26 protein-coding genes and 1 pseudogene are annotated in these 20,412 nt (G+C 60.0%); 14 read left to right on the top strand and 13 right to left on the bottom strand.

Annotated elements, in window-relative coordinates:
• Positions 1-957: pseudogene (locus HUK72_RS25930) on the top strand (IS91 family transposase); the annotation flags it as partial.
• A 427-nt stretch (positions 958-1,384) separates the two neighbouring features.
• Here HUK72_RS25930 and HUK72_RS25925 read toward each other — a convergent pair.
• The gene (locus HUK72_RS25925) at positions 1,385-1,567 is read right to left on the bottom strand and encodes a helix-turn-helix domain-containing protein (protein ID WP_336952041.1); all 183 of its coding nucleotides are present in this window, start codon (positions 1,565-1,567) and stop codon (positions 1,385-1,387) included.
• Positions 1,568-1,763: 196 nt separating this feature from the next.
• On the opposite strand from HUK72_RS25925, the gene HUK72_RS25920 reads away from it, so the two are divergent.
• From HUK72_RS25920 to HUK72_RS25910, 3 genes are all read left to right on the top strand, one after another.
• Positions 1,764-2,237 carry an Hsp20 family protein gene (locus HUK72_RS25920; protein WP_046764908.1) on the top strand — a complete coding sequence of 158 codons (474 nt, stop codon included), beginning with the start codon at positions 1,764-1,766 and terminating at the stop codon, positions 2,235-2,237.
• A 100-nt stretch (positions 2,238-2,337) separates the two neighbouring features.
• A complete protein-coding gene (locus HUK72_RS25915) occupies positions 2,338-2,853 on the top strand; it encodes an Hsp20/alpha crystallin family protein (protein ID WP_046764604.1) in 516 nt (171 codons plus the stop codon).
• Entirely contained in the window at positions 2,837-3,319 is a 483-nt protein-coding gene (locus HUK72_RS25910) for an NADH dehydrogenase ubiquinone Fe-S protein 4 (protein ID WP_176599338.1), read from the top strand. Before HUK72_RS25915 ends, HUK72_RS25910 begins: the two co-directional genes overlap by 17 nt.
• Before the next feature lie 13 nt (positions 3,320-3,332).
• On the opposite strand, the gene HUK72_RS27535 is transcribed toward HUK72_RS25910, so the two are convergent.
• The 3 genes from HUK72_RS27535 to HUK72_RS25895 form a co-directional block, all read right to left on the bottom strand.
• Positions 3,333-3,554: a hypothetical protein gene (locus HUK72_RS27535; RefSeq protein WP_255326026.1), complete on the bottom strand. Its 222-nt coding sequence runs from the start codon at positions 3,552-3,554 to the stop codon at positions 3,333-3,335.
• A gap of 177 nt (positions 3,555-3,731) precedes the next feature.
• A complete protein-coding gene (locus tag HUK72_RS25900; RefSeq protein WP_046764602.1) occupies positions 3,732-4,001 on the bottom strand; it encodes an usg protein in 270 nt (89 codons plus the stop codon).
• Positions 3,998-4,234 carry a hypothetical protein gene (locus HUK72_RS25895; RefSeq protein WP_046764601.1) on the bottom strand — a complete coding sequence of 79 codons (237 nt, stop codon included), beginning with the start codon at positions 4,232-4,234 and terminating at the stop codon, positions 3,998-4,000. The genes HUK72_RS25900 and HUK72_RS25895 overlap by 4 nt, the downstream gene beginning before the upstream one ends.
• Positions 4,235-4,508: 274 nt before the next feature.
• On the opposite strand from HUK72_RS25895, the gene groES reads away from it, so the two are divergent.
• The 3 genes from groES to HUK72_RS25880 are packed head-to-tail and all read left to right on the top strand — an operon-like array spanning position 4,509 to position 6,746.
• Positions 4,509-4,823 carry a co-chaperone GroES gene (groES, locus tag HUK72_RS25890; RefSeq protein ID WP_087576271.1) on the top strand — a complete coding sequence of 105 codons (315 nt, stop codon included), beginning with the start codon at positions 4,509-4,511 and terminating at the stop codon, positions 4,821-4,823.
• 55 nt (positions 4,824-4,878) lie between these two features.
• On the top strand, positions 4,879-6,504 hold the full coding sequence (groL, locus tag HUK72_RS25885) for a chaperonin GroEL (protein ID WP_176599337.1): 1,626 nt from the start codon (positions 4,879-4,881) through the stop codon (positions 6,502-6,504).
• Positions 6,505-6,560: 56 nt separating this feature from the next.
• Positions 6,561-6,746 carry a YdcH family protein gene (locus tag HUK72_RS25880; RefSeq protein ID WP_046764598.1) on the top strand — a complete coding sequence of 62 codons (186 nt, stop codon included), beginning with the start codon at positions 6,561-6,563 and terminating at the stop codon, positions 6,744-6,746.
• 458 nt (positions 6,747-7,204) lie between these two features.
• Here HUK72_RS25880 and HUK72_RS25875 read toward each other — a convergent pair whose 3' ends face one another.
• Positions 7,205-7,858, bottom strand: a complete 654-nt coding sequence (locus HUK72_RS25875) for a glycine cleavage system protein R (protein WP_255326025.1) — start codon at positions 7,856-7,858, stop codon at positions 7,205-7,207.
• 430 nt (positions 7,859-8,288) lie between these two features.
• Between HUK72_RS25875 and HUK72_RS25870 the strand changes: the two genes are divergently transcribed.
• Entirely contained in the window at positions 8,289-8,987 is a 699-nt protein-coding gene (locus HUK72_RS25870) for a DNA methyltransferase (protein ID WP_176599336.1), read from the top strand.
• 76 nt (positions 8,988-9,063) lie between these two features.
• On the opposite strand, the gene HUK72_RS25865 is transcribed toward HUK72_RS25870, so the two are convergent.
• Both HUK72_RS25865 and HUK72_RS25860 read right to left on the bottom strand, forming a co-directional pair.
• Complete coding sequence (locus tag HUK72_RS25865; protein WP_087576244.1) at positions 9,064-9,453, bottom strand: type II toxin-antitoxin system VapC family toxin; 390 nt, start codon at positions 9,451-9,453, stop codon at positions 9,064-9,066.
• Positions 9,440-9,712 (bottom strand): AbrB/MazE/SpoVT family DNA-binding domain-containing protein, encoded by a 273-nt coding sequence (locus tag HUK72_RS25860; RefSeq protein WP_176590706.1) that lies wholly within the window; start codon positions 9,710-9,712, stop codon positions 9,440-9,442. Before HUK72_RS25860 ends, HUK72_RS25865 begins: the two co-directional genes overlap by 14 nt.
• A gap of 982 nt (positions 9,713-10,694) precedes the next feature.
• Here HUK72_RS25860 and HUK72_RS25855 point away from each other — a divergent pair.
• Entirely contained in the window at positions 10,695-10,907 is a 213-nt protein-coding gene (locus tag HUK72_RS25855) for a hypothetical protein (RefSeq protein ID WP_046764593.1), read from the top strand.
• Positions 10,908-11,214: 307 nt separating this feature from the next.
• Complete coding sequence (locus tag HUK72_RS25850; RefSeq protein WP_046764592.1) at positions 11,215-11,667, top strand: MucR family transcriptional regulator; 453 nt, start codon at positions 11,215-11,217, stop codon at positions 11,665-11,667.
• A gap of 135 nt (positions 11,668-11,802) precedes the next feature.
• Here the strand turns inward: HUK72_RS25850 and HUK72_RS25845 are convergent, their stop codons facing one another.
• The 4 genes from HUK72_RS25845 to HUK72_RS25830 all read right to left on the bottom strand — a co-directional run bounded on the left by HUK72_RS25845 (position 11,803) and on the right by HUK72_RS25830 (position 14,389).
• Complete coding sequence (locus HUK72_RS25845; RefSeq protein ID WP_176599335.1) at positions 11,803-12,099, bottom strand: type II toxin-antitoxin system RelE/ParE family toxin; 297 nt, start codon at positions 12,097-12,099, stop codon at positions 11,803-11,805.
• The gene (locus HUK72_RS25840) at positions 12,099-12,377 is read right to left on the bottom strand and encodes a type II toxin-antitoxin system ParD family antitoxin (RefSeq protein WP_176599334.1); all 279 of its coding nucleotides are present in this window, start codon (positions 12,375-12,377) and stop codon (positions 12,099-12,101) included. Before HUK72_RS25840 ends, HUK72_RS25845 begins: the two co-directional genes overlap by 1 nt.
• 219 nt (positions 12,378-12,596) lie before the next feature.
• On the bottom strand, positions 12,597-13,403 hold the full coding sequence (locus tag HUK72_RS25835) for a hypothetical protein (RefSeq protein ID WP_176599333.1): 807 nt from the start codon (positions 13,401-13,403) through the stop codon (positions 12,597-12,599).
• 77 nt (positions 13,404-13,480) lie between these two features.
• The gene (locus tag HUK72_RS25830) at positions 13,481-14,389 is read right to left on the bottom strand and encodes a LysR family transcriptional regulator (RefSeq protein ID WP_176599332.1); all 909 of its coding nucleotides are present in this window, start codon (positions 14,387-14,389) and stop codon (positions 13,481-13,483) included.
• A 106-nt stretch (positions 14,390-14,495) separates the two neighbouring features.
• On the opposite strand from HUK72_RS25830, the gene HUK72_RS25825 reads away from it, so the two are divergent.
• Positions 14,496-15,323: an oxidoreductase gene (locus tag HUK72_RS25825; protein WP_176599331.1), complete on the top strand. Its 828-nt coding sequence runs from the start codon at positions 14,496-14,498 to the stop codon at positions 15,321-15,323.
• Between the two features lie 852 nt (positions 15,324-16,175).
• Positions 16,176-16,958 (top strand): transglutaminase family protein, encoded by a 783-nt coding sequence (locus tag HUK72_RS25820; RefSeq protein WP_176599479.1) that lies wholly within the window; start codon positions 16,176-16,178, stop codon positions 16,956-16,958.
• 77 nt (positions 16,959-17,035) lie between these two features.
• Here HUK72_RS25820 and HUK72_RS25815 read toward each other — a convergent pair whose 3' ends face one another.
• Both HUK72_RS25815 and HUK72_RS25810 read right to left on the bottom strand, forming a co-directional pair.
• Positions 17,036-17,482 (bottom strand): PA2169 family four-helix-bundle protein, encoded by a 447-nt coding sequence (locus tag HUK72_RS25815; RefSeq protein WP_176599330.1) that lies wholly within the window; start codon positions 17,480-17,482, stop codon positions 17,036-17,038.
• 180 nt (positions 17,483-17,662) lie between these two features.
• Complete coding sequence (locus HUK72_RS25810) at positions 17,663-18,079, bottom strand: BLUF domain-containing protein (RefSeq protein ID WP_176599329.1); 417 nt, start codon at positions 18,077-18,079, stop codon at positions 17,663-17,665.
• A 188-nt stretch (positions 18,080-18,267) separates the two neighbouring features.
• On the opposite strand from HUK72_RS25810, the gene HUK72_RS25805 reads away from it, so the two are divergent.
• Positions 18,268-18,999 carry a Crp/Fnr family transcriptional regulator gene (locus tag HUK72_RS25805; RefSeq protein WP_176599328.1) on the top strand — a complete coding sequence of 244 codons (732 nt, stop codon included), beginning with the start codon at positions 18,268-18,270 and terminating at the stop codon, positions 18,997-18,999.
• A gap of 732 nt (positions 19,000-19,731) precedes the next feature.
• Positions 19,732-20,124 carry a hypothetical protein gene (locus HUK72_RS25800; protein ID WP_218036295.1) on the top strand — a complete coding sequence of 131 codons (393 nt, stop codon included), beginning with the start codon at positions 19,732-19,734 and terminating at the stop codon, positions 20,122-20,124.
• Positions 20,125-20,412: the final 288 nt, after the last annotated feature.

The raw sequence follows: 20,412 nt of genomic DNA, 5'->3' as shown, positions 1-20,412 counted from the left end.
TGGCTGGCAGAGCGTAAGGCTGACCTGTTACCGGTCGGCTACTTCCACGTGGTCTTCACGCTGCCGGCAGAGGTCGCCGATATCGCGTTCCAGAACAAGGCGATCGTCTATGATCTGCTGTTCCGCACGGCCTCGGAAACGATACTGACGATCGCGGCCGATCCGAAACATCTCGGCGCCCGCATCGGCATTACGGCCGTACTTCACACATGGGGATCGGCCATGACACACCATCCGCATGTTCACATGATCGTGCCGGGCGGTGGTATTGCGCTGGACGGGACGCGATGGATATCCTCGCGCCCCGCCTTTCTCTTGCCGGTGCGGGTTCTGGGCGCACTGTTCCGCCGTCTCTTCCTCGCCCGGCTGATCCAGTTGCACCGCACCGGCAAGCTCGCCTTCTTCGGATCCATGGTCGGCCTCGCCAATAAGCGAGCCTTCCTGCGTCATCTGGCACCGGTCAGAAAGAAGCGCTGGGTGGTCTATGCCAAGCCGCCCTTCTCCGGTCCCGAGGCCGTACTGGCCTATCTCTCGCGCTACACCCATCGGGTTGCCATCTCGAATCGACGCCTGGTCGCGTTCGACCGTCAGGACGTCACGTTCCGTTATAAGGATTATCGGCACGCCGGCGACGAACGGCAGAGCATCATGACGATCAGTGCCGACGAATTTATCCGCCGCTTCCTACTTCACGTCCTGCCACGCGGCTTCCACCGCATCCGCCACTATGGCCTGCTCGCCAGTTCCTCGCGCAAAACCAGTCTCGCGCGTGCCCGCGAACTGCTCGACGTCGTCCCGCCGACACCCGAACAGAACGAAACGGGAAGACCCATCGACCTGCGTCCACCCTGTCCCTGCTGCGGTGGGCGCATGATCATCATCGAGGCCTTCGAGCGCTGGCGACAGCCCCGGCCGCCGCCGTTCTCTGCATTACTAACCCGGGAGATTGCGCCATGACCCGGCATGGCAAGGCGGTAACAATGCTCGTGGGCACCGTGCTCCGGGTCAAAAGCCTCCTCGCGCTGTCTACCTACGCCGTGTCCCTATCGAAGCTGTTCGCCGCTGACTCTTGCCCAAAAAGGCGTCGCAACTGGTGGCGATATCACCCGTCAGCATCCAACGACGGCGGCTTCATAACAGATCAATGGCTCCCCAGGGCTGTCCGAAAAGCGAAATCCTCATAGACCTTCGACAAGCCACCGCGGGTCGTACATGTCAGGCTTTCGTACGCCTGCCGGCGCCCGAAACCCATCGACATAGCGGACATAATGCCCGGCCTCAGCGCGGTAGTGAGGTGTCCGCTACTGAGAAGAGCAACTCGGCCGCTGAGCGACGGAGAAGGGTCGATGAGGGCTACCGCCATTTAGTCAATTGCGGTTCATGCTTATGCTGAAGGAAGCCATGGCGGTTTTTGTACATAGGTCCGCGATGCGATCATGTTCATCGCCTCCATCCCTGGCAGGTCAAGCATGAAGTCTCTGCCGGTACGTCGAAGAAGCGAACGGCCTTCAAGCTCGTGGAGCATGCGGTTGACGTGGACAGCGGTCAGCCCTAATAGATCGGCAATTTCCTCTTGGATCGCCTCGGCAGCGCAGTGTCCGCTCCCTGCTCATTTTTTTGGCCGAAACATCTTGAAAGCCGCGAGACTGAAATTAGCTCAATGATACCGGACGCCAAACCGGGTCCGGTTGGACATCGAGAGCGCCGGCTCTTGGTTACCGGCGCATCTCATGCCCAAATTGCTTCGTTTGGAGGATTTGGAAATGAGACCGAACTTTGACTTTACCCCCTATCGCCGATCGACGGTCGGTTTCGACCGGCTGTTCAACCTGCTCGAGGCGGGCGCGCGCGAGGACGATGGCTATCCGCCTTTCGACATCCAGCGGCTCGACGACGACAATTTTCGCATCACCGTCGCGGTCGCCGGCTTCAAGCCGGAGGATATCGAGATCGTCGCGCATCAGAACCTGCTCTCGGTGACCGGCAAGCGAGCCGATGACGCCGACAAGGGCGAATACCTGCATCGCGGTATCGCGGCCCGGGCCTTCGAGCGGCGCTTCCAGCTCGCCGATTTCATCGAGGTCGGCAACGCGAACTTCGAGCACGGCCTCCTGTCGATCGAACTGACGCGCGTCGTGCCGGAGGCGATGAAGCCGCGTCGGATCGAGATCGGCGGCAATGCGTCCGACAGCAAGCGACTCGGCGAGGTGAAGGAAAGAGCGAGCGAGCCTGCCTAAGCCGCGTCCACTGGCCTGCCGGCGCCGCCTCCCGACACACCCCCGCGCGCGGCGGCCGGCAGGTTCAGCCTTTCATCCAGCCAGAAAAGGAGATGTCATCATGGCAATTCGTGATCTCATTCCCTGGAGCCGGCAGGAAAACCGGCTGCCCGTTCCGGTGAGCGCCGAACGGGAAAGGGACACCCATCCACTGCAGTCGCTCCACCGCGACGTGAACCGTCTCTTCGACGATGTCTTCCGCAACTTCGGCATGCCCGCCTTTGCCGGTTTCGACCGCTTGTCGGGATGGCCCCACCTCGAGCTCGGCGAGACCGACGAGGAAATTCGTGTGACGGCGGAACTACCGGGTATGGACGAGCAGGACGTGGAGATTTTCGTCGAAGACGGCGCCTTGACCCTGCGCGGCGAAAAGAAGTCCGAAGTCGACGACAAGGATCGCGGCTACTCGGAGCGCAGCTACGGCCGCTTCGAGCGCCGCATCGGCCTGCCCAGAGGCATCGACCGCGACAAGGTTGCGGCCACCTTCAAGAACGGCGTCCTCACGGTGACGTTGCCCAGAACGGAGGCGGCGGAACAGAACATCCGCCGGATTCCCGTCAATGGCGGCGCCCGCTGAGGGCCGGGCCCGGACTTTCGAGTCCGGGCCTTCGGCCAACGACAACCATGCAGTTGCCGTCGCGCGTGCGACCTCGTTCCCGCACGGCGCCAATGCGATCATCGAGCCGCTGGCCTTGACGACAAACGGCGGCCGGCGCCGCCAAAATCGATGGCGGGTCAGGTTCGCGCCGCGCTGGGGCCCGGTCGCCGACCCGCTGATTGGTTGGACCGGCGGAGGCGATCCCCTCGCGACGATCGAGCTACGCTTTCCCGACCGCGCCTCGGCCGAGCGATATTGTCAGAGGCAGGGTCTCATCTTCGAATGCCGGACGGCACGATCGCCAGGCCAAATCCGTCCCGCTCTCCCCGATGCCCTGGGTCCCGAGCTTTCCTGCTGGCCCACGGGCCCGCATGCCTTGTGCTGCGGCAATTTCCCTTGTGCCAGCGCGGCCGCCAATGAGGACGATGATCGCAGGTCTGCATAACCTGGGGCGCGCTTCATGTGGGCGAGGACTGCTTGCCAGAGCTTGCAGCGTGCGATGGACGCTCGTGTCGATGCCATGCCTGGTCGAGGGCGGTGAGCACGCGGTCGATAACGGCCGTGTTGCTCGCCGCCTTGGGCAGTTCGCGCACCGCGAAATGCTGCAAGCGGGCAAGGTCTTTCTTGGGCAAGCGCAGTTCGATCTGCTTGGTGGCCAGTTTGTTCGGCGGCTCGGCCACAAGCCAGCATGTGATGGAGCAGCCTTTTGCGTTGGGCAAAGGTCCACCCCAGCGCTCGCAGTTCGCGAGGGGTGATCGACAGAAGCGCGATCGCGAACTCCATGATGTTGCTAAACGGCAGACGTACCGGCACGTCGTCCGGCTTCGGCTTGCGCCACCGCTTGAGCAGACTGCGCGTCACCGGATATCGATCACGCCATCGACCGCACGCCACTTGGTGGGGCGGATCATCCCCTCGTGCGATATGCACACTGAGTGCAGCGCGGCCTCGATCTCGCGCCGCCAATGCTCGAGAAACTCGAACAGCACTGGAAAATCGGGCGCGAGATCGTACTCCTGCCAGACGAACAGTTGCAGCAGCGAAGGCGCATCGGGACGGTAGTAGTGGATCTGAGCCGTCGTCAGCCGACGGCCCTCTAGCTGCACGATAAAATCCCGGCGGCTCATGGCGAAGGGCGGTGACCTTCCAAGGGCCTGTCGATCGAATGCATGGCGGCAAGGATGTCATCGATCGGCACCGCGCGCCTGGCGCCGGGCGGCTTGCGCAGGCCGGGATGGTCGCGCACCGCGGCGCGGTCGGACGCCCAGGATGCCAGAATGGCGCGCTTCACTTCCGGCTCGAGGCTCGGGTTGTGCGCAACGTCGAAGGGATGAAGATAACGCGAAAATGGCTGCGACATGGCTGTGCCTCCTTCCTTTGTGTCGCTCCTTTTTCATCTGCGGGCGCAGCGGGCCCACGCTGCGAATTTTGGAACGCCGGCGAGTCGAGTCAAGAGGGGAAATTGGTCCAACAGCAAGCCGATAACGCTGGCATTGGCACTCAGCGCTTACGAGTGCCAAATTTTTTCGCGCACCATCTTGACGCAAAAAATGACCTTTCCTAATTCCGCGTCACCTGTCGTTCGAAGGATCGGCAGGTCTATCACATCTCAGTTTTGCATCTGGAGGTTATGCATGCATTTCCGCCCCTTGCACGACCGTGTGGTCGTCCGCCGCATCGAAGCCGAGGAGAAGACCTCGGGCGGCATCATCATCCCCGACACCGCCAAGGAAAAGCCGCAGGAAGGGGAAGTGGTCGCCGTCGGCGCGGGCCTGCGCGACGATAGCGGCAAGCTCGTTGAACTCGCCGTTAAGGCGGGCGACCGCGTGCTTTTCGGCAAATGGTCGGGAACCGAGGTCAAGATCGACGGCGAGGATTTGCTCATCATGAAGGAGAGCGACATCCTCGGCGTAATCGAGGCCGCGGCCCAGCTCAAGCAGGCCGCCTGACAGCGACCTGCATCCTCTGACACGTGGAAGGAAATCGAAGAAAGGAGACGAGGCAATGGCTGCCAAGGAAGTGAAGTTTGCGTCCGACGCGCGTGATCGCATGCTGCGCGGCGTGGATACGCTGGCCAACGCAGTGAAGGTGACCCTGGGGCCCAAGGGCCGCAACGTGGTCATCGAGAAATCGTTCGGCGCGCCGCGCATCACCAAGGACGGCGTAACCGTCGCCAAGGAAATCGAACTCAAGGACAAGTTCGAGAACATGGGCGCGCAAATGCTGCGCGAGGTCGCGTCGAAGCAGAACGACAAGGCCGGCGACGGCACCACCACCGCGACCGTGCTCGCCCAGGCGATCGTGCGCGAAGGCACAAAGGCCGTCTCGGCAGGCATGAACCCGATGGACCTGAAACGCGGCATCGACCTCGCCGTCGGCGCCGTGGTCAAGGACCTCGAAGCCCACGCGCGGAAGGTCAGCGCCAACAGCGAGATCGCGCAGGTCGCGACCATCTCGGCGAACGGCGACGAGGAAGTCGGCCGCATTCTCGCCGAGGCGATGGAGAAGGTCGGCAACGAGGGCGTCATCACGGTCGAAGAGGCCAAGAGCCTCGCGACAGAGCTTGAAACCGTCGAGGGTATGCAGTTCGATCGCGGCTATCTGTCGCCTTACTTCGTGACCAACGCGGAGAAGCTCAAGGTCGAGCTCGACGATCCCTACATTCTCATCCACGAGAAGAAGCTGTCGAACCTGCAGGCGATGATCCCGCTGCTCGAGCAGGTAGTGCAGTCGGGCCGGCCGCTCCTTATCATCGCCGAGGACGTGGAGGGCGAGGCGCTGGCGACGCTGGTCGTCAACAAGCTGCGCGGCGGCCTCAAGGTTGCAGCGGTCAAAGCGCCGGGCTTCGGCGATCGCCGCAAAGCCATGCTGGAAGACATCGCGATCCTAACTGCCGGCAACGTCGTCAGCGAGGAACTCGGCACCAAGCTCGAGAACGTCACGATCGGGATGCTCGGCCGAGCCAAGAAGGTCATCATCGACAAGGACAATACGACCGTCGTCGATGGTGCCGGAGCCCGCTCAGACATCGATGCCCGCGTCGCCCAGATCCGCGCACAGATCGAGACCACGACGAGCGACTACGATCGCGAGAAGCTGCAGGAACGCGTGGCCAAGCTCGCGGGCGGTGTCGCGGTGATCCGCGTCGGCGGCGCGACCGAGGTCGAGGTGAAGGAGAAGAAGGATCGCGTCGATGACGCACTCCACGCCACCCGCGCCGCGGTCGAGGAAGGCATTCTGCCGGGAGGCGGTATTTCGCTGCTGCGCGCGCTCAAGGCGCTTGGCGGCCTCAAGGCGGCGAACGACGACCAGCAGTCAGGCATCGATATTGTCCGCCGCGCACTTCGCGCGCCGGCACGGCAGATCGCTGACAACGCCGGTGAGGATGGTGCCTTCATCGTCGGCAAGCTCCTGGAGAGCGAGGACTACAATTGGGGCTTCAACGCCGCCACCGGCCAATATGAAGATCTGGTCGGCTCCGGGGTGATCGATCCCGCCAAGGTGGTCCGCACCGCGCTTCAGGATGCCGCTTCGGTGGCCTCGCTGCTGATCACGACCGAGGCGCTCGTCGCCGAAGCGCCCAAGGATGACAAGGGCGCAAAGGCCGCGATGCCGGAGCTGGAGTACTGACACACCAAGGGCCCGGCTGCAGCCGGGTCCCATCATCGAACATGAGGAACTCGACGATGAATGACCACTATCTGCGCTACCTCGAGCGCGAACATGCGCGTCTCGAAGCCGAAATTCGCGAGGAGGAGAAGCGTCCCCTTCCGCGCCATTTCCTGATCGGCCGGCTCAAGAAGCTGAAGCTCGCGGTCAAGGACCAGATGGCGGCCTGCTCGGGGCACGAGGCCGAGCGCGAAGCCGCCTGAGCGAGAGTTCGGTGCGGACGATTTGCGCATTTGCCCGTAACTTTTCGGCAACGAGCGTTTGCCGGAAACCTGAGGGCGCCCATCTGCGTTGCATGATCGTCGGCCTCGTTCGGGGAAGCTCGTGAGGATGGAAAGGGGAGCCCCGAGCCAGCCGCCGGGGCTCCTTTCTCTTTCAGCAGCATGGAAAAGCGAGAGGGAGCCTATCACGGCCCTGAGCTGTACGAGCGCTTCGGGCTCGTGCGTCTGGCGGACTTGGCCGCAGCCCGCCGTGGGTGAAGGCGTGATGTCTTGTCCGAGAGCCGGATGCGGGAGATCTGCACGTCCGGTTCGATGAGCAGGGAGTGGAAACGGACCGTCTGGCAAGCCCCACAGGCGCGCCGCACGACACCGCGCCACTTCCTGACTCTACCGAGCACGTCGGCGTTGCAGAACCGCGATCCCGCCCGTTAGACCTTAGTTCAGTTCGCAGCGGTAGCGAAATCGACCATGATCTCTCCCGATATGCCTTCGAGTGCCTCGCATACTATGTCGGTGGAGAGATTCTCCGGAACCAACAGCTTCATTTTCCCCTTAAACAGCGGCGCGCCGGACCATGCGCTGCCTTCAATGGCAGTAGCAAAATCCTCGATATTGACTTCCAGCCCAGCGAGTACGGTGGTCACTTCACGAACGATCCCGGGGCGATCCTGCCCGACGATTTCGATTGTCAGCGATTGTCCTGTTCGCTCGTCCGTTTTGGCAGACCCGATGATGTCGACTTTGATCCCGAACGCATCGATCCCGCGTGCGGCCTTTGCAAGTTCATCCAGGCGCTCTTCAGGCAGTTCGACCAACACCGAGCCGACATATTTTCCGCCGAGCCGCGAAAGATGGCTCTCCAGCCAGTTGCCGCCTGCCGCATATACCGCATCGGCTATCGCGCGAGTGAGGCCGGGTCGGTCGCTGCCGACCACCGTCAGGATTACCGTTCGATCCATGTTTTCACCTCTAGGTTCGGCACTCTCCAGCAACCACTGATAGGATGTTTGGCTTCTTTTGGAGAAGCCAAATGTCATCCCGCCTCCAAAAAATAGACGATGATGAACGTCGGCTTGGCGGAACAGGATTTCCATCTCTGAGTGGCCGGCAGGCTGGGGGCGACCATTTCAATAGGAGGTAGGTTCGCCAGTCGCGGCGATAGCATGGGCGTCGGACGCGGCAAGAAGGATCGCAGGCATAGTGGCGCTTGCGGCTCGAAATTGTCGGGCAGGGGGGAGATTGGTAACCTTCCACTCAGGCGCCGAGAACCACGGGCAAAGGTGCCAAATGCCTTGATTTCCTCGTTCCTTGCGGCGCGATCCGCGCCGTTTCCTGATCTTGAATAGGGAACGAGAACGCCGTCCTCTCTCCCCCGCAACGACAATCGGCCGGGCCGTGGCTCGGCGGCGCCTGCGCCCGCACCACCCCGGCAGATTGTCGTTGCCCCCCTCTCTCCTGCTGCTCGCCGCGAGGCAGGGGCCAAGCGCCGATGACGGTGCCTGACCCAGCATCAGGAGCTTTGAGATGGAAAAGACACCGCATGAGAAGGCGCCATCAACCGATTCTCAGGCCAAGAGGTGGCCCATTCCCCGCAACCGTATTGCTCATGGCAACTGTATCGAAAAATTGAGAGCGCTACCCAATGGCGCGGTCGATCTTGTCGTGACCGATCCGCCCTATATCTGCCGATACCGTTCGCGTGACGGACGCACGGTCGCCAACGACGATAATTCCGACTGGCTTCGCCCCGCCTTTGCGGAGATCGCGCGCGTGATGAAGCCAGGCAGCTTCGCCATCAGCTTCTACGGCTGGAGCGCGGTCGAAAAATTTGTGCTGGCCTGGCGTTCGGTCGGGCTTGTCCCGGTCGGTCATATCGTCTTCCGCAAACATTATGCCTCATCGACGCGCTTCCTGCGCTACGAGCATGAGCAGGCTTTCCTGCTGGCGAAGGGGCGGCCAGCGCAGCCGGCGCATGCTTTGCCTGACGTGATCGACTGGCCGCGTTATACCGGCAACAGGCGCCATCCCACCGAGAAGCCGGTGGAAATTTTGCGGCCATTGGTCGAGACATTCAGCGCGCCTGGCGACATCGTGCTTGATCCCTTTTGTGGCTCGGGATCGACGCTGGAAGCGGCTCGGACATGTGGGCGCGTTTTTCTTGGAGTCGAACTGGACGGCGAGCATTTCCGCACGGCGAGCAGTCGCATGGGGCTCTTGTCCTGATTTATGAAATGGGCGCTTCCGTCATGGAAGCGCCCCATTCGGAACCTCGGGGGAATGCCGATCGCCAGATGGAGAATCAGGGAATGACGACCGGCATCGTGTTCAGAGCCTTGGCACGTTTGGCCAATTTGCGGTCGAAGGTCAGAAATTCCGTGCAATGGTCCGATCGCGCCAGATGAAGGGCGTCGGCGAAATCCATGCCGCCTTCCATCCACTCCAGCGCCAGCGCCAGTTGAGCCGGTTCCTCCACGGTCATACCCGGCAGGCCGGCGAGCCCGCGCAAGGCGCCGGCAATCTGGGCGGGTTTAAAATCATAACCCGCGCGCAAAACCCACTCCGCCTCCAGCAGCACCGTCACGCCGAGAAAAATCTCCTTGCCTTCAATGGCTCGTCGGGCGGCTTGCGCCTGTTCCGCATCGTCGGCGGTCAGCAGCCGTACAACGATATTGGTATCAATCCCGCGCACGTCGTTTCGCTTCCCTGGCGATGACCGCGTTCATGGCATCGATGGACAGTGCAGGCTTAGTCGACCGCAGCGAACCGAAAACGGCATCAATGTCGGTTGGTGCGAAGATCGGCATAGGTTTTAGGAGGACGCCCTCCGGCGTTTCTTCGACGATCAGCTTCGTACCGGCAGGCCAATGCCGCTGCTCGCGGATCGCCTTGGGCAAGATGACCTGTCCCTTGGTCGACACCGTCGTCGTAATCCGTTCCTGCACGCCCATGGCGCCCTCCAAAGTAAGACGAAGGTAAGATAGGGTAGGCTGTGCTTTAAGGCAAGCGTCCCGGAATTTCAGCCTTCGGCTCCTAAGCCGATTTCGGCTCAGGGCCGAGCATTTCGCACTGACCCGCCAGCTATGGGGCAGGCCAAGCGGCCAGTCCTGGTCGACCGGGAGGTTCGGCGGTGCTTTTGGCACATTTCGCAGCAGGGGAGAGCCGCCGCGGCATGTCGGCGGTCGCACTGACCGTGGCGCTGAACGACCGCCGTTGAGACCTCCGATCCTCCCGCCAACCTGATGGGCTATCCCGTGAGACCGTCGTTCATGGCAATGGCGGCCGGATAGCGACGCCCTTGCCTCCCAGGCTTGACGAAGCGGCGCATGACTTTTCTGGAATGCAATGAGTTCCAGGCCTCTTGTGCCGGCCTTGAATGATCAGTGGAAAATGGAAGGAGGGCGCATCGTCGCCATGGCCCGGGCGTAACTCCGAATGAGAAATTCTCTTTGGACGGTGATGAGTTCAGACCGTTCCTCTGGAACTATCGCATCCCGTGTCTCGTGCGGCGGCTGGGACAACAAGTCGGCGTCATTGGACGTTCTCATGACGACCTCTTCTGCGAGTCGTGGGGCGAGGACCATATGCCCGCCCGGACGCCGGGGGAAGGCACATATATCTTGTCGTGACGGCGGCAAGCAGGCGTCCGGCCTTATGCCGTCCGTCATAGTCCATAATAGCCAGTGCAGGGACGACCCGGGCTGAGCATAATGGCCGCCTCTGAACCGGCCCCGCCTCTTCCCTTGGGAGGCGGGGCTTTTGTCATTCGGGTTCGGCGGCTTTGTTTTGGGCGGGCGGAATGACGCCGCTGATCGTCCGTGAATCGGCCGTCCTTCACCCAATTTCCTATCCGTCAGGGGGTCTGTCGAGAGCTGCCGATCAACAATCGGCCCGGATCATGCTACATCGCCATGCCACGCCGGGAGAAGCCTTATGGCCCTGTTCGAACAGCGCGATCTCCATCTCGTCAAGAAGGCGCTCTGCTTGAGCGTGCTCGTCATGGGGGAGCAACCCGAAGGACCGTTCCGGCCCGATTCGGACCTGGCCGACATGAAGGATCTGTTGGACCGGCTGCTGCGAAGTGACAAGGAGTTGGGCCTCTACATGCGTTCGGCCCATCTCATCCTGAAAGGTTCGCCCGGCTGAAACGGCAACGGTCCGTCGGTCTCATGGCATGGTGGCGGAGATGGAGTTCCTCGGACCTGGTCCTTCTCCTCCTGGTCTTCGGCATCTGTTGCTCTGATACCCGTCATGCAGAGAGGGAAAGCAGGGCGTCTCCCCTGCGGGGGCGGGCCTGATCCGCGTGCCGCTCCGTCGAGCCGGATTTGCCGTCTCGACCATTCGGCGACGATTCCTGACGCGGGCGCGGATATTGCGATCGAGGGCGATGGCGGTTTGGTATTGGCTGGCCGATATGCCAAGGGGGCCGCATTGATCCTGTTTGGAGTGCTTGATGACGGACGAATTGCTGGCAGCGCAGAATAACCTGATCACCCTGACAGCGGACATTGTGTCGGCGCATCTGTCGAACAATATGGTGCCGGTGCCCGAGGTGGCGGGGCTTATCGCCCAGGTGCATGGCGCGCTTTCCGGTCTCGGCACGCCCGCCGCCCCGGCGCAGGAAGAACTGAAGCCCGCCGTGCCGGTCCGCTCATCGGTTAAGCCCGACCACATAATCTGTCTGGAGGACGGTAAGAAGCTCAAGATGCTCAAGCGCCACCTGATGACCCACTATCAGATGACGCCGGACGATTATCGCCGGAAGTGGAACCTGCCCGCCGATTATCCGATGGTCGCGCCAAGCTATGCTGCCACGCGGCGCGATCTCGCCTTGACGATCGGCCTCGGTCAGAAGCGGAAGGGGCAGGGATCCAAGGGACGGAAGGCGTCGCCCAAGAAGGATTGATGGGCTTGCGCGGAACCTCAGATACCGGGGTTCCGCGTCATGCCGTCCCGTTTCGCTGGATCGGGTTTTCTGCACACATGATGCGACCACAAAGAATGAGCGCGCGCGTCCCGCGCCCGATCTTCCGCTGCGCGTTCAGTTCAGGCGCAAGGCACGGTCATGGTCCTGGCCGGGACCAATGATGCGATGAACGAACAGGCGATCGGGTTGCACCGAATATAAGATGCCATAGCCCTTGTAGGAGCGACGACGGATGCCATGCCGCTCATAGCGCGGAATCAGCGGGAAAGCGTGCGGCATTGTTCCGATACGGGCAATCACATCGCGCAGTTCCTGGATGAAAGTCACCGCTCGTCCCAGATTGTCTGGCGCGATCCACTCTCTGATGGCTTGCAGATCCCGGATGGCCTGCGTTGATAACCGAACCCGCATTAATGCTGCTGGCTGTCGGCGGCTGTCCGAATATCGGCAATGATTTCGTCGCAAACCTCATCGAGGTCGCGGCCGCCTCCGGCTGCCATCTCTGTCAGGCTTTCCTCGATAGAGGCATCAAGGTCCTTCAGCCATCGTTCCTCGTCCGCGACAATGGTCTGGTCGCGGCGGATCAGATCGCGCACATAGTCGCTGACGCTGGCATATTGGCCGCTGTCGATACGGCTCTGCACATAATCCCGGAGGGGATCGGGCAGGGAAACATTCATGGTCGCCATCGGCATTACCTCCAAAATCCTTTATGGCAAAAATTGCCATGAGGTTCAACCATAGCGTTCTTCCGCCTGATCAAGCGGTGTTGCACGGCTGGCGTAAAGCAGAGGGAAAGGCCCGAATTGACGATATCTCTGTCTGCGTCCAGCGTCGGCGTAGGAAGAACGGCAACGCCCACCCCACGCATACATGATCCATGAAACAGGGTTCGCGGGTCAGGTTGCTTAAGTAAGACGGATCTTGCCGTCGATCCCACCACCCAGCTGGAAGGGATCAGCGGTCAGCAGGCCTGGCGTGAACTGCACAGAGGCGCCGACAGCGGCAGCGCCATAGTGCACCCACCGGTCGAAAAGATAATAAGCGCTCCCTGCGACCTGCTTGTCCGCGGCATCGCGGGCGATCGCTCGACCATGTAATGGATGCTGACCATTTTTCAGCATATCCATCGACAGGCAGAGAATGGCGTCGAGCGAGCTGAACCGACCGACTTTCCATTTCGCTTTCGCGTGGCGCTCAACGATTCGGAACATGAGATCGACAGGCAAGTTATAATCGCCCGTGTTGACGAGTATGGCGACGCCGATCGTGCGCTTTGTCGTGAGCGGCAGGATTTTTGGGGTCGCTTTGATTTGCCGCGCTGCCGTGTCGAGAGATTTAGGGATACGGGGACGAAATTCACGATGGAAACGCGTCCACTCTGAGGGACTGAGCGAACCCGGTCCGATATGGAGCTTGCGGGATCCCATCGGCGGCGGCGAGATAATCCTGCCTTGTCGCAGCAAATCGCTGAAATACTCGTCAACCGATTTGACCCGGTCGTATTTGCTGATTTGCTTCAGCTCGATGATCAGGCGGGCCTCATCGGCTTCCAGCACATAGTCGGCATTCTTCACCCCTTTGGCGATTTGCGCGATATCCGTGACCCGGCAGCCGCCGCTGAAAGCAATGAAGTCATCGAAAACGCCCTCATAGGCATCGACCCTTCGGATCGAGGGATCGATTTCGAGAAGGCTGCGTAACGCGTTCACCATCCAAACAGGTTATTGATCACATTCTTCTCGGGCAATTCTTTCCTGATTGGTGTCGGCTCCCCCAACCGGCGCCCTCCTCAGTTCTGGCCGGCGAAGGGTGCTACGATAGCGTCCAGCAACACTCTGAGCGCCGGCGCCATCTGCCGCTGTCGTGGGTAGCAGAGATAGAAACCCGGGAAGGGCGCCGACCAGCGTTCGAGCAGCGGGACCAGTCGCCCTTCTGCGATGGCCCCCGCTACAGCCTCCTCCTTGAGGAAGGCGATGCCGACGCCGCTAAGGGCCGCTTCGAGGGTGAAGGCGCGACTGCTGGTGATCAGCGGCCCTTCGACGGCAACGGAGAACCAGCGCCCATCTTCAAAGAACTCCCAGGCATAGGGCGTCTCGCGACCCGGCCAGCGCCAGCGGATGCAGCGATGGTTGAGCAGGTCGCGGGGATTTTGCGGGGTGCCATGCTCGGCCAGATAGCCCGGCGCCGCCACGGCTAGTTGGCGGATGTCGCCGCCTAGCCGCAACGCAACCATGTCGCGTGCGACCACCTCCCCGATATGGATGCCGGCATCATAGCCGTTTGCCACGATGTCGATGACGGTGTCGTCGATCGTGAGATCCAGCAGCACATCCGGATAGGCGCGCGTGAAGCCGGGCAGGATCGGCGCCACGAACATCTCGGCCGCCGCGTGGAAGCAGTGGAGCCGCACCGTCCCTGCCGGGCGACGGCCCGCATGGCGCGCTTGTTCGAACGCATCCGACAGGCTCGCCAATGCCGGTGCCGCTTCTGCCAACAGCGCGCTGCCAGCCTCGGTCGGAGAGACGCTGCGTGTGGTGCGGTGGAGGAGTCGGATGCCCAGTCGCTCCTCCAGCCCACGGACCATCTGGCTAAGCGCGGAGGCGGACACGCCCAGACTCTCGGCTGCGCGCGTGAAACTGCGCTGCCCGGCGACGGTGGCGAACGCTCTCAAGGCACCAAACTCGCTGGGGTGGATCATGGGTGCATTTCAGCATTGTTAAGCCAGGCTTACAAGCTCGCAAAGAAATCAGGCGATTATTTCCGCGGGGATGCCGCGCCATATGGGCGGCCGAAGGAGAAAGCATATGAAGACATGGTTCATCACCGGCATCTCGCGCGGGCTGGGCAAAGCACTGGCGGAGGCAGCGCTGACGCGCGGCGACACGGTCATTGGAACAGTACGTAAGGGCAGCCCGGACATCGCGCCCGGCAACGGAACGTTACACGTGCTGACGTTGGACATCGCCAACACCGGATCGGTCGCGCCCATCGTCGCAAAGGCCTTCGAGAAAGGCGGTCATATTGACTTGATCGTCAATAATGCAGGCTATGGATTGCTGGGCGCGCTGGAGCAGGTATCGGACGCGGAACTGGAACGGTTGTTTGCGGTCAACGTCTTTGGCCCATTCGCCGTCATTCGGGCGGCCTTACCTTGCTTGCGTAATCAGGGCGCGGGCCACATCATCAACATCACATCCATTGCGGGACGCGCTCCTACGGCGTCCTCGGGCCTCTACGCTGCGGCGAAGTCCGCAATGGAAGGCATGACGCAAAGCCTTGCGCAGGAGATCGCGCCGCTGGGGCTCAAGGCCACTGCGATCGCGCCTGGCGGATTTCGCACTGATTTCCTGAGCGACCACAGCATCCGTCGCAGCCAGGTCGCGAGCGTCTATGACCAAAGCGTGGGCAAGTCGGTCGCCCATCTCGACGCGATGGCCGGGCGCCAACTCGGTGATCCGGCGCGCGCGGCCATGGCCATACTGAAGATCGCTGATGCGGAAAAGCCGCCCCTGCATCTCCTCCTTGGCAGCGACGCCCTCCGTCGCGCGCGAGAGAAAATGGATGCCGTCATTGAGGAGATGGACGCGTGGGAGGACTTGACGCGCTCCACGGACTTTCCTGACGCGGCGTGAACCCGGCGGAAGCGCCACGTTCCACTGCGAGTTGAAAAAGTGGATGGTAAGCATGGGAAACTCGTGATCAGGGGCTGGGCGTCCGCGGGGAGGCGCTCCCGCTTCCGACACGGGGCAGCGGGAACCAACCGTTTCGCCGCGGCTTTCAGCCTTATGGCTTCACCGTCCAACCCTCTTCCCGCTCGCGTCACGACCTTTGCCAGCCGCAGCGATCCGGCGCTGGTGCTTCAACAGGTCGAACTGGCGTCCGAAACCCGCTGCGAGGTCAGGTTGCGCGCGATGGCATCGTCGCGTAAATCGGAACGCAGGTCGCCCGTTCTTCATTGTGGTTTTCCATCGCTGCTCTCCTGGCTGCAGCGATTTAACCAAATAGGATGCGATCCAGTTTCCCCCAATTGAAGTTAAAGTGATGTATTTGGAAAATGCACGATAAATTTCGTATATTGCCGAAGTTAGCGCAGATCATAACTAATATAATCAGCATTTAAACTATGTTAGTAAAAAGGACGAGTTTTTCGAAAAGATGATATCGAACAGCTTACTCCTGCAGTACCGATCTACGGTTTCTTAATCGCTTTTGCGCCCTCAAGCCTTGAGGAGGCGTGAGGGTTATAGGAAATTCGCACCCGGCCGCCCGGAAATGCCAGGCCGTAATCGGAGGTGGCCACGTTCAGCCGCCCCGCGTTCTCGAGGTGCTGGTTTTGACCTTCCACCCCCCGAGGCGTTGCGGCGGTTGTCCTCAAACAACCGTCGCCAGCCAAATGCCCTGCGCCGTAATCCGGCAAGTTCACCAAATCTTCTCCCGTTATTGTCTTTGGGGCACCATTTCGAACTTGGCGGGTTTAGGTGAACATGAAGCTGAACATCCACGCCCAATTACATTATGCGCTGGATGAGCCAACCGATCTGCTGCTGCAGATCGAGGCAGCCGATATCCCCGAACAGACGATAGACTGGACGGCCTTGGCGCTGCCCGAGGCGGATCATGTCGCCCGAGTTCCGGCGCAGGATTGTATCGGGGACCGCATCTGGCTGCGCCTCCAAGGCGAGATGGTTGTGGACTATCAGGCCACCGTGACCGTCAACCGCATCCTGGCGGACTGCCGGACGCTTTCCAAGGTGCCGCTGCATCAACTTCCGGGCGAGACCGTGCCCTATCTGCTTTCCTCGCGCTACTGCGAGTCCGATCGCTTCAAACCCTTCGTCGATGCCGAGTTTGGAAAAATCCAGGGCGGGGTTCTGATCATGGCGATGCGGGATTGGATCCACGGCCATCTAAACTATGTGCCAGGCTCAAGCGATGTCACAACGACGGCGGCCGATACCTTCATCGCGCGTCAGGGCATCTGCCGCGACTATGCGCATCTGCTGATCACCCTGGCACGCGCGGCGGGCATTCCCGCGCGGATGGCGAGCGTCTATGCCCTGGGCGTAGACCCTCCCGATTTCCATGCCGTAGCCGAAGTGTTCCTGGGCGGCGAATGGCATTTGATCGACGCGACGGGGATGGCGCGTGAAGCCGCCATGGCGAAGATCGGTATTGGCAGGGACGCAGCGGACGTGGCGTTCCTGACGGCTTTTGGCGATGCAAGGCTGATAGCGCAATCCGTCTCGGTCGAACCGCATCTCGACTGAAATCACGGACATCGCTGCAAGGCACGGCGCTGATGACAAAGATGAAGGGGCCACTCGTCATGAGCGGCCCTATCCCCTTACGCGATGCTGTGCTTTAACGCGCTGGCACGATCATGGCCGGCCTTTATCGATTGAAACGCCCGTTCGATGACCGTTCGCGCCGATGTCTCAAGGTTGGTATCGCGAAGGGCCGCTTCATATTTGCCTTTGATATAATCTTCGCCTCGCTCGACTTCCTCGATGATCGCTTTGTCGTCCTTGCCGGCAAATGCCTGCTTCAAATCCATGAAGCTGCGATGGGCAGCGGCAAGGAAACTGCTGTCATTTTCGGGGTCGCCGCCCAAGCGCCTGACTTCGGTTTGAAGCGCGGTTGCAACTTCGCTCCGTTCGCGCGCGAAGTCAGCGAACAAGGCGGAGAATTGCGTGCTCTCCGCATCCTTTGCGGCGTCCCTGAAGCCCTTCATGCTATCGAGCGTGGTTTTGATGAGGCTGTTCAAGGCGCTGATCGTGCTCTGCGTGTTCATGGCTTGCTCCTATCATGGAAAGATCCCTAACGGTCGCGGCAACGGAAAGGTCCGCCGGACGATGAGGATGAATCCTGCCTGGCAAACGAAAATCAGAACAATCATATGCCATGGCACAGCATATAGTCTCTTCCAGACGGCAATCGGCACCGGTCGGCGTTCTACGGCTGCGAACGGGCATCACTGACCAAGAGAAGCGAGCGACCGTAGCAATGTGATCATGTCCTGCGTCGCAAATGGATCGAGACCCTCCGCGCCGGTCGTCAGCAGCGGCTTGAGGCTGGATTCGACGAGAGCTGCTGGGCCCACATAGGCCATGGACCAGGTGGCAAACCGTCGGGATGCGATAGGCTCCACCTCCAAAACCCTCACCTTGCAGTGTCGGGGATCCAGCTTGATGCTGGCCATCAACTCCTTAATGGCGGTTTGCCGCCCTTCCAGAACCTGAACGAAGTTGGAGTGGGTGAACATCAAGGCGCCCGTCACCTCGAGGATGAAATTCCTGCTGCGCGATACATCGACGATCGCGTCGATCTGCCATTCCTCCGCCGGGATCGAAAGGCGACTCTCGCTGATATAAAGGAGAGAATGGAGCATAGTCCTGTCGCTTGGCTAAACCGGGCTGGGGAACTTGGGATTATAGCCATAAGCCCCGCCTATTCAATATCGGGGACGGGGCGTGTACGGCCGAAAACAGGCATGTCGGATCGGAACCGGATCGCTTCGAAATTGTTGTGATACCGTTTCTTCCGCTTCCTGTTGGCGCATTCCAGAGGAAGGCAGAGATGGCTGACGAGAAGCACACGCTTCAGCGCCTGTTCCTCAAGCTGAGGGACAGGGCTCCTCTCACGGATGAGGACCGGCGCGCAATCCTCTCCTTACCCTTTTCCATAAGGGCGCCGTCTGCTGGTCAGCATCTTATTCGGGTAGGCGAAATTCCCACTCATTGCACTCTTCTTCTGAGCGGCTTCGCGCAGCGGTACAGGCTTTTGGCGGACGGCGGACGGCAGATCATCGGTTTTCATGTTGAAGGGGACTTTGTGGACCTTCATTTTTCGATGCTGCGGCGTGCCGCCCAGAATGTGCAGTTGCTTACGCCCGCCAAGGTCGCTGACATCCCTACAAGTTCGGTCATTGAACTGATGCGTTCCCGGCCCGCGGTGGCGGAAGCCATATGGATTGATTCGTTGGCCGATGCATCCATCATTCAGGAATGGATCGTGAGCATTGGTCGTCGGAACGCGCGTTCAAGGATCGCTCATCTCCTTTGCGAATTGGGTTTGCGCCAGGAACATGCCGGACTGGGGAACCGCTGCAAGATCGAGCTTCCCTTGACGCAGGAGCAACTGGGCGATGCGCTGGGCCTTACGACCGTTCATATCAATCGCACCGTGAAAATGCTGGAATCTGGTGGACTTATCCAGCGGCACAAGCGGACCATCCTGATACCGGACTGGGATCATCTGGCGGAAGTCGGCGGCTTCTCTTCGGCATATCTTCATCTTCCCGTTGGATGATGGCATTCGTCATGGCGGACCGGTTTTTTCAATCGGCCCTGGCCCGCAGCCATCGGAATCGGAACAAGGCGTCAAAGTCCCGCGAAAGTCCTCATATTTCAAAGTTTTACTTCTGAAATAAGATTTAACGTCTGTAAATTATAAATTCCTTTTAACAAATTATAATAAACTTCCTCGAAATTTTGCTTTTTTATTCGTTGACTCTAATGCCTTTCTCAAGGAATTTCTCTTACGGAAAGTGAGAAAAATCGAAATCTACCAAGGCGGATGAACGGCAAAATTTCTGAAGATATTGTAATTTATATCATCGGATGATGGTAATATTTTATCGACATCCTATCGATCATCATCATTTCGTTCAACTGCGCCGTTAAGATCAATTTATTTAATACTTTGATGAGGATGGTCGCGGTCGTTAGCTCGATCGCGGACCAAATGACACATGGTCAATGGAGTAAATGATTCCCATGGCGAAACATATTTCTTTGAAACATTATTCGCCGTCGCTGCTCTGCGCAGTTGAAGCCATATATGGATTTAGGCTTTCCAACTCGGGTGAACCGATAGGATCAAGTGCCGATGTGACGACCGAGTGCCGATCGTCTCGCAACATTCGTCGAGTTGATGCAGAATTTCGCGCATGATCCATGCCTATGCGACACCCGCCAAATGATCGACCAGAGGCATTCACGACGGCCGTCACCTGAGAGCCGCACCTTGACAGCGCAACGCATGGCGGCGGATGACGAGGCGGAGTATATCTTTGAACCCCATGTCGCGGCCGCCGCGAATTTCCAGATGATGCATTTGGAGCGTCAATGGTGCGTCTTCGCAGGACGTGCGCCTTCCGACAGTGCGTTGGCTCTCATGTCGCATGGTTTGGATTGTTCAATGAAGCTGTTGGAAAGCTGTTCGAAAGTATTGACTGGTTTTCTGCCCAGCGATGCACCCGCTCAAATCATGACAGTGCAGACAGAAATATTGAGCAGTTATGCAAATACCGCATCGAATATAGTGCGGGCCATCTCGTGGACGACATCTAACCTGCTAGATCTGGTTGGCGGATCGGTCAGGGCCCGAGGCTCCGGCAGTGTATCGCCAGCCGAAGGTCAGCCCATGTATTGATTGGTTATCTTTGGATCATCATTCGTTCGAGATAGTGTTGAGCAATTCTCAAAATTCGTCATGAGCGATTTTATTGCGTCGGGTTTCTCGAACGTAACGGAGCGACCCGGAGTTTTTCATGGAGAAACTCCCCCTTGGGCCGGCTACTAAGCCGGCCCTTTTTTACAGCGCGCAGCCCAAGCGGCGCACGGGTCGAGCAATTTCCACAGTCAGATAGATGTTAGACGCATCAACTGAAGCGGCCGGTTTCGAACGCTTCATCTTAACGATGGCTGCTTGTACCCGCCG

Origin of the sequence: Sphingobium sp. 15-1 (genome assembly GCF_013375535.1) — a bacterium.
In the GTDB taxonomy this organism is placed as follows: domain Bacteria; phylum Pseudomonadota; class Alphaproteobacteria; order Sphingomonadales; family Sphingomonadaceae; genus Sphingobium; species Sphingobium aromaticivastans.
Note: the sequence above shows the minus strand (reverse complement) of the source record. Positions and strands in the feature narration are given on the sequence as shown.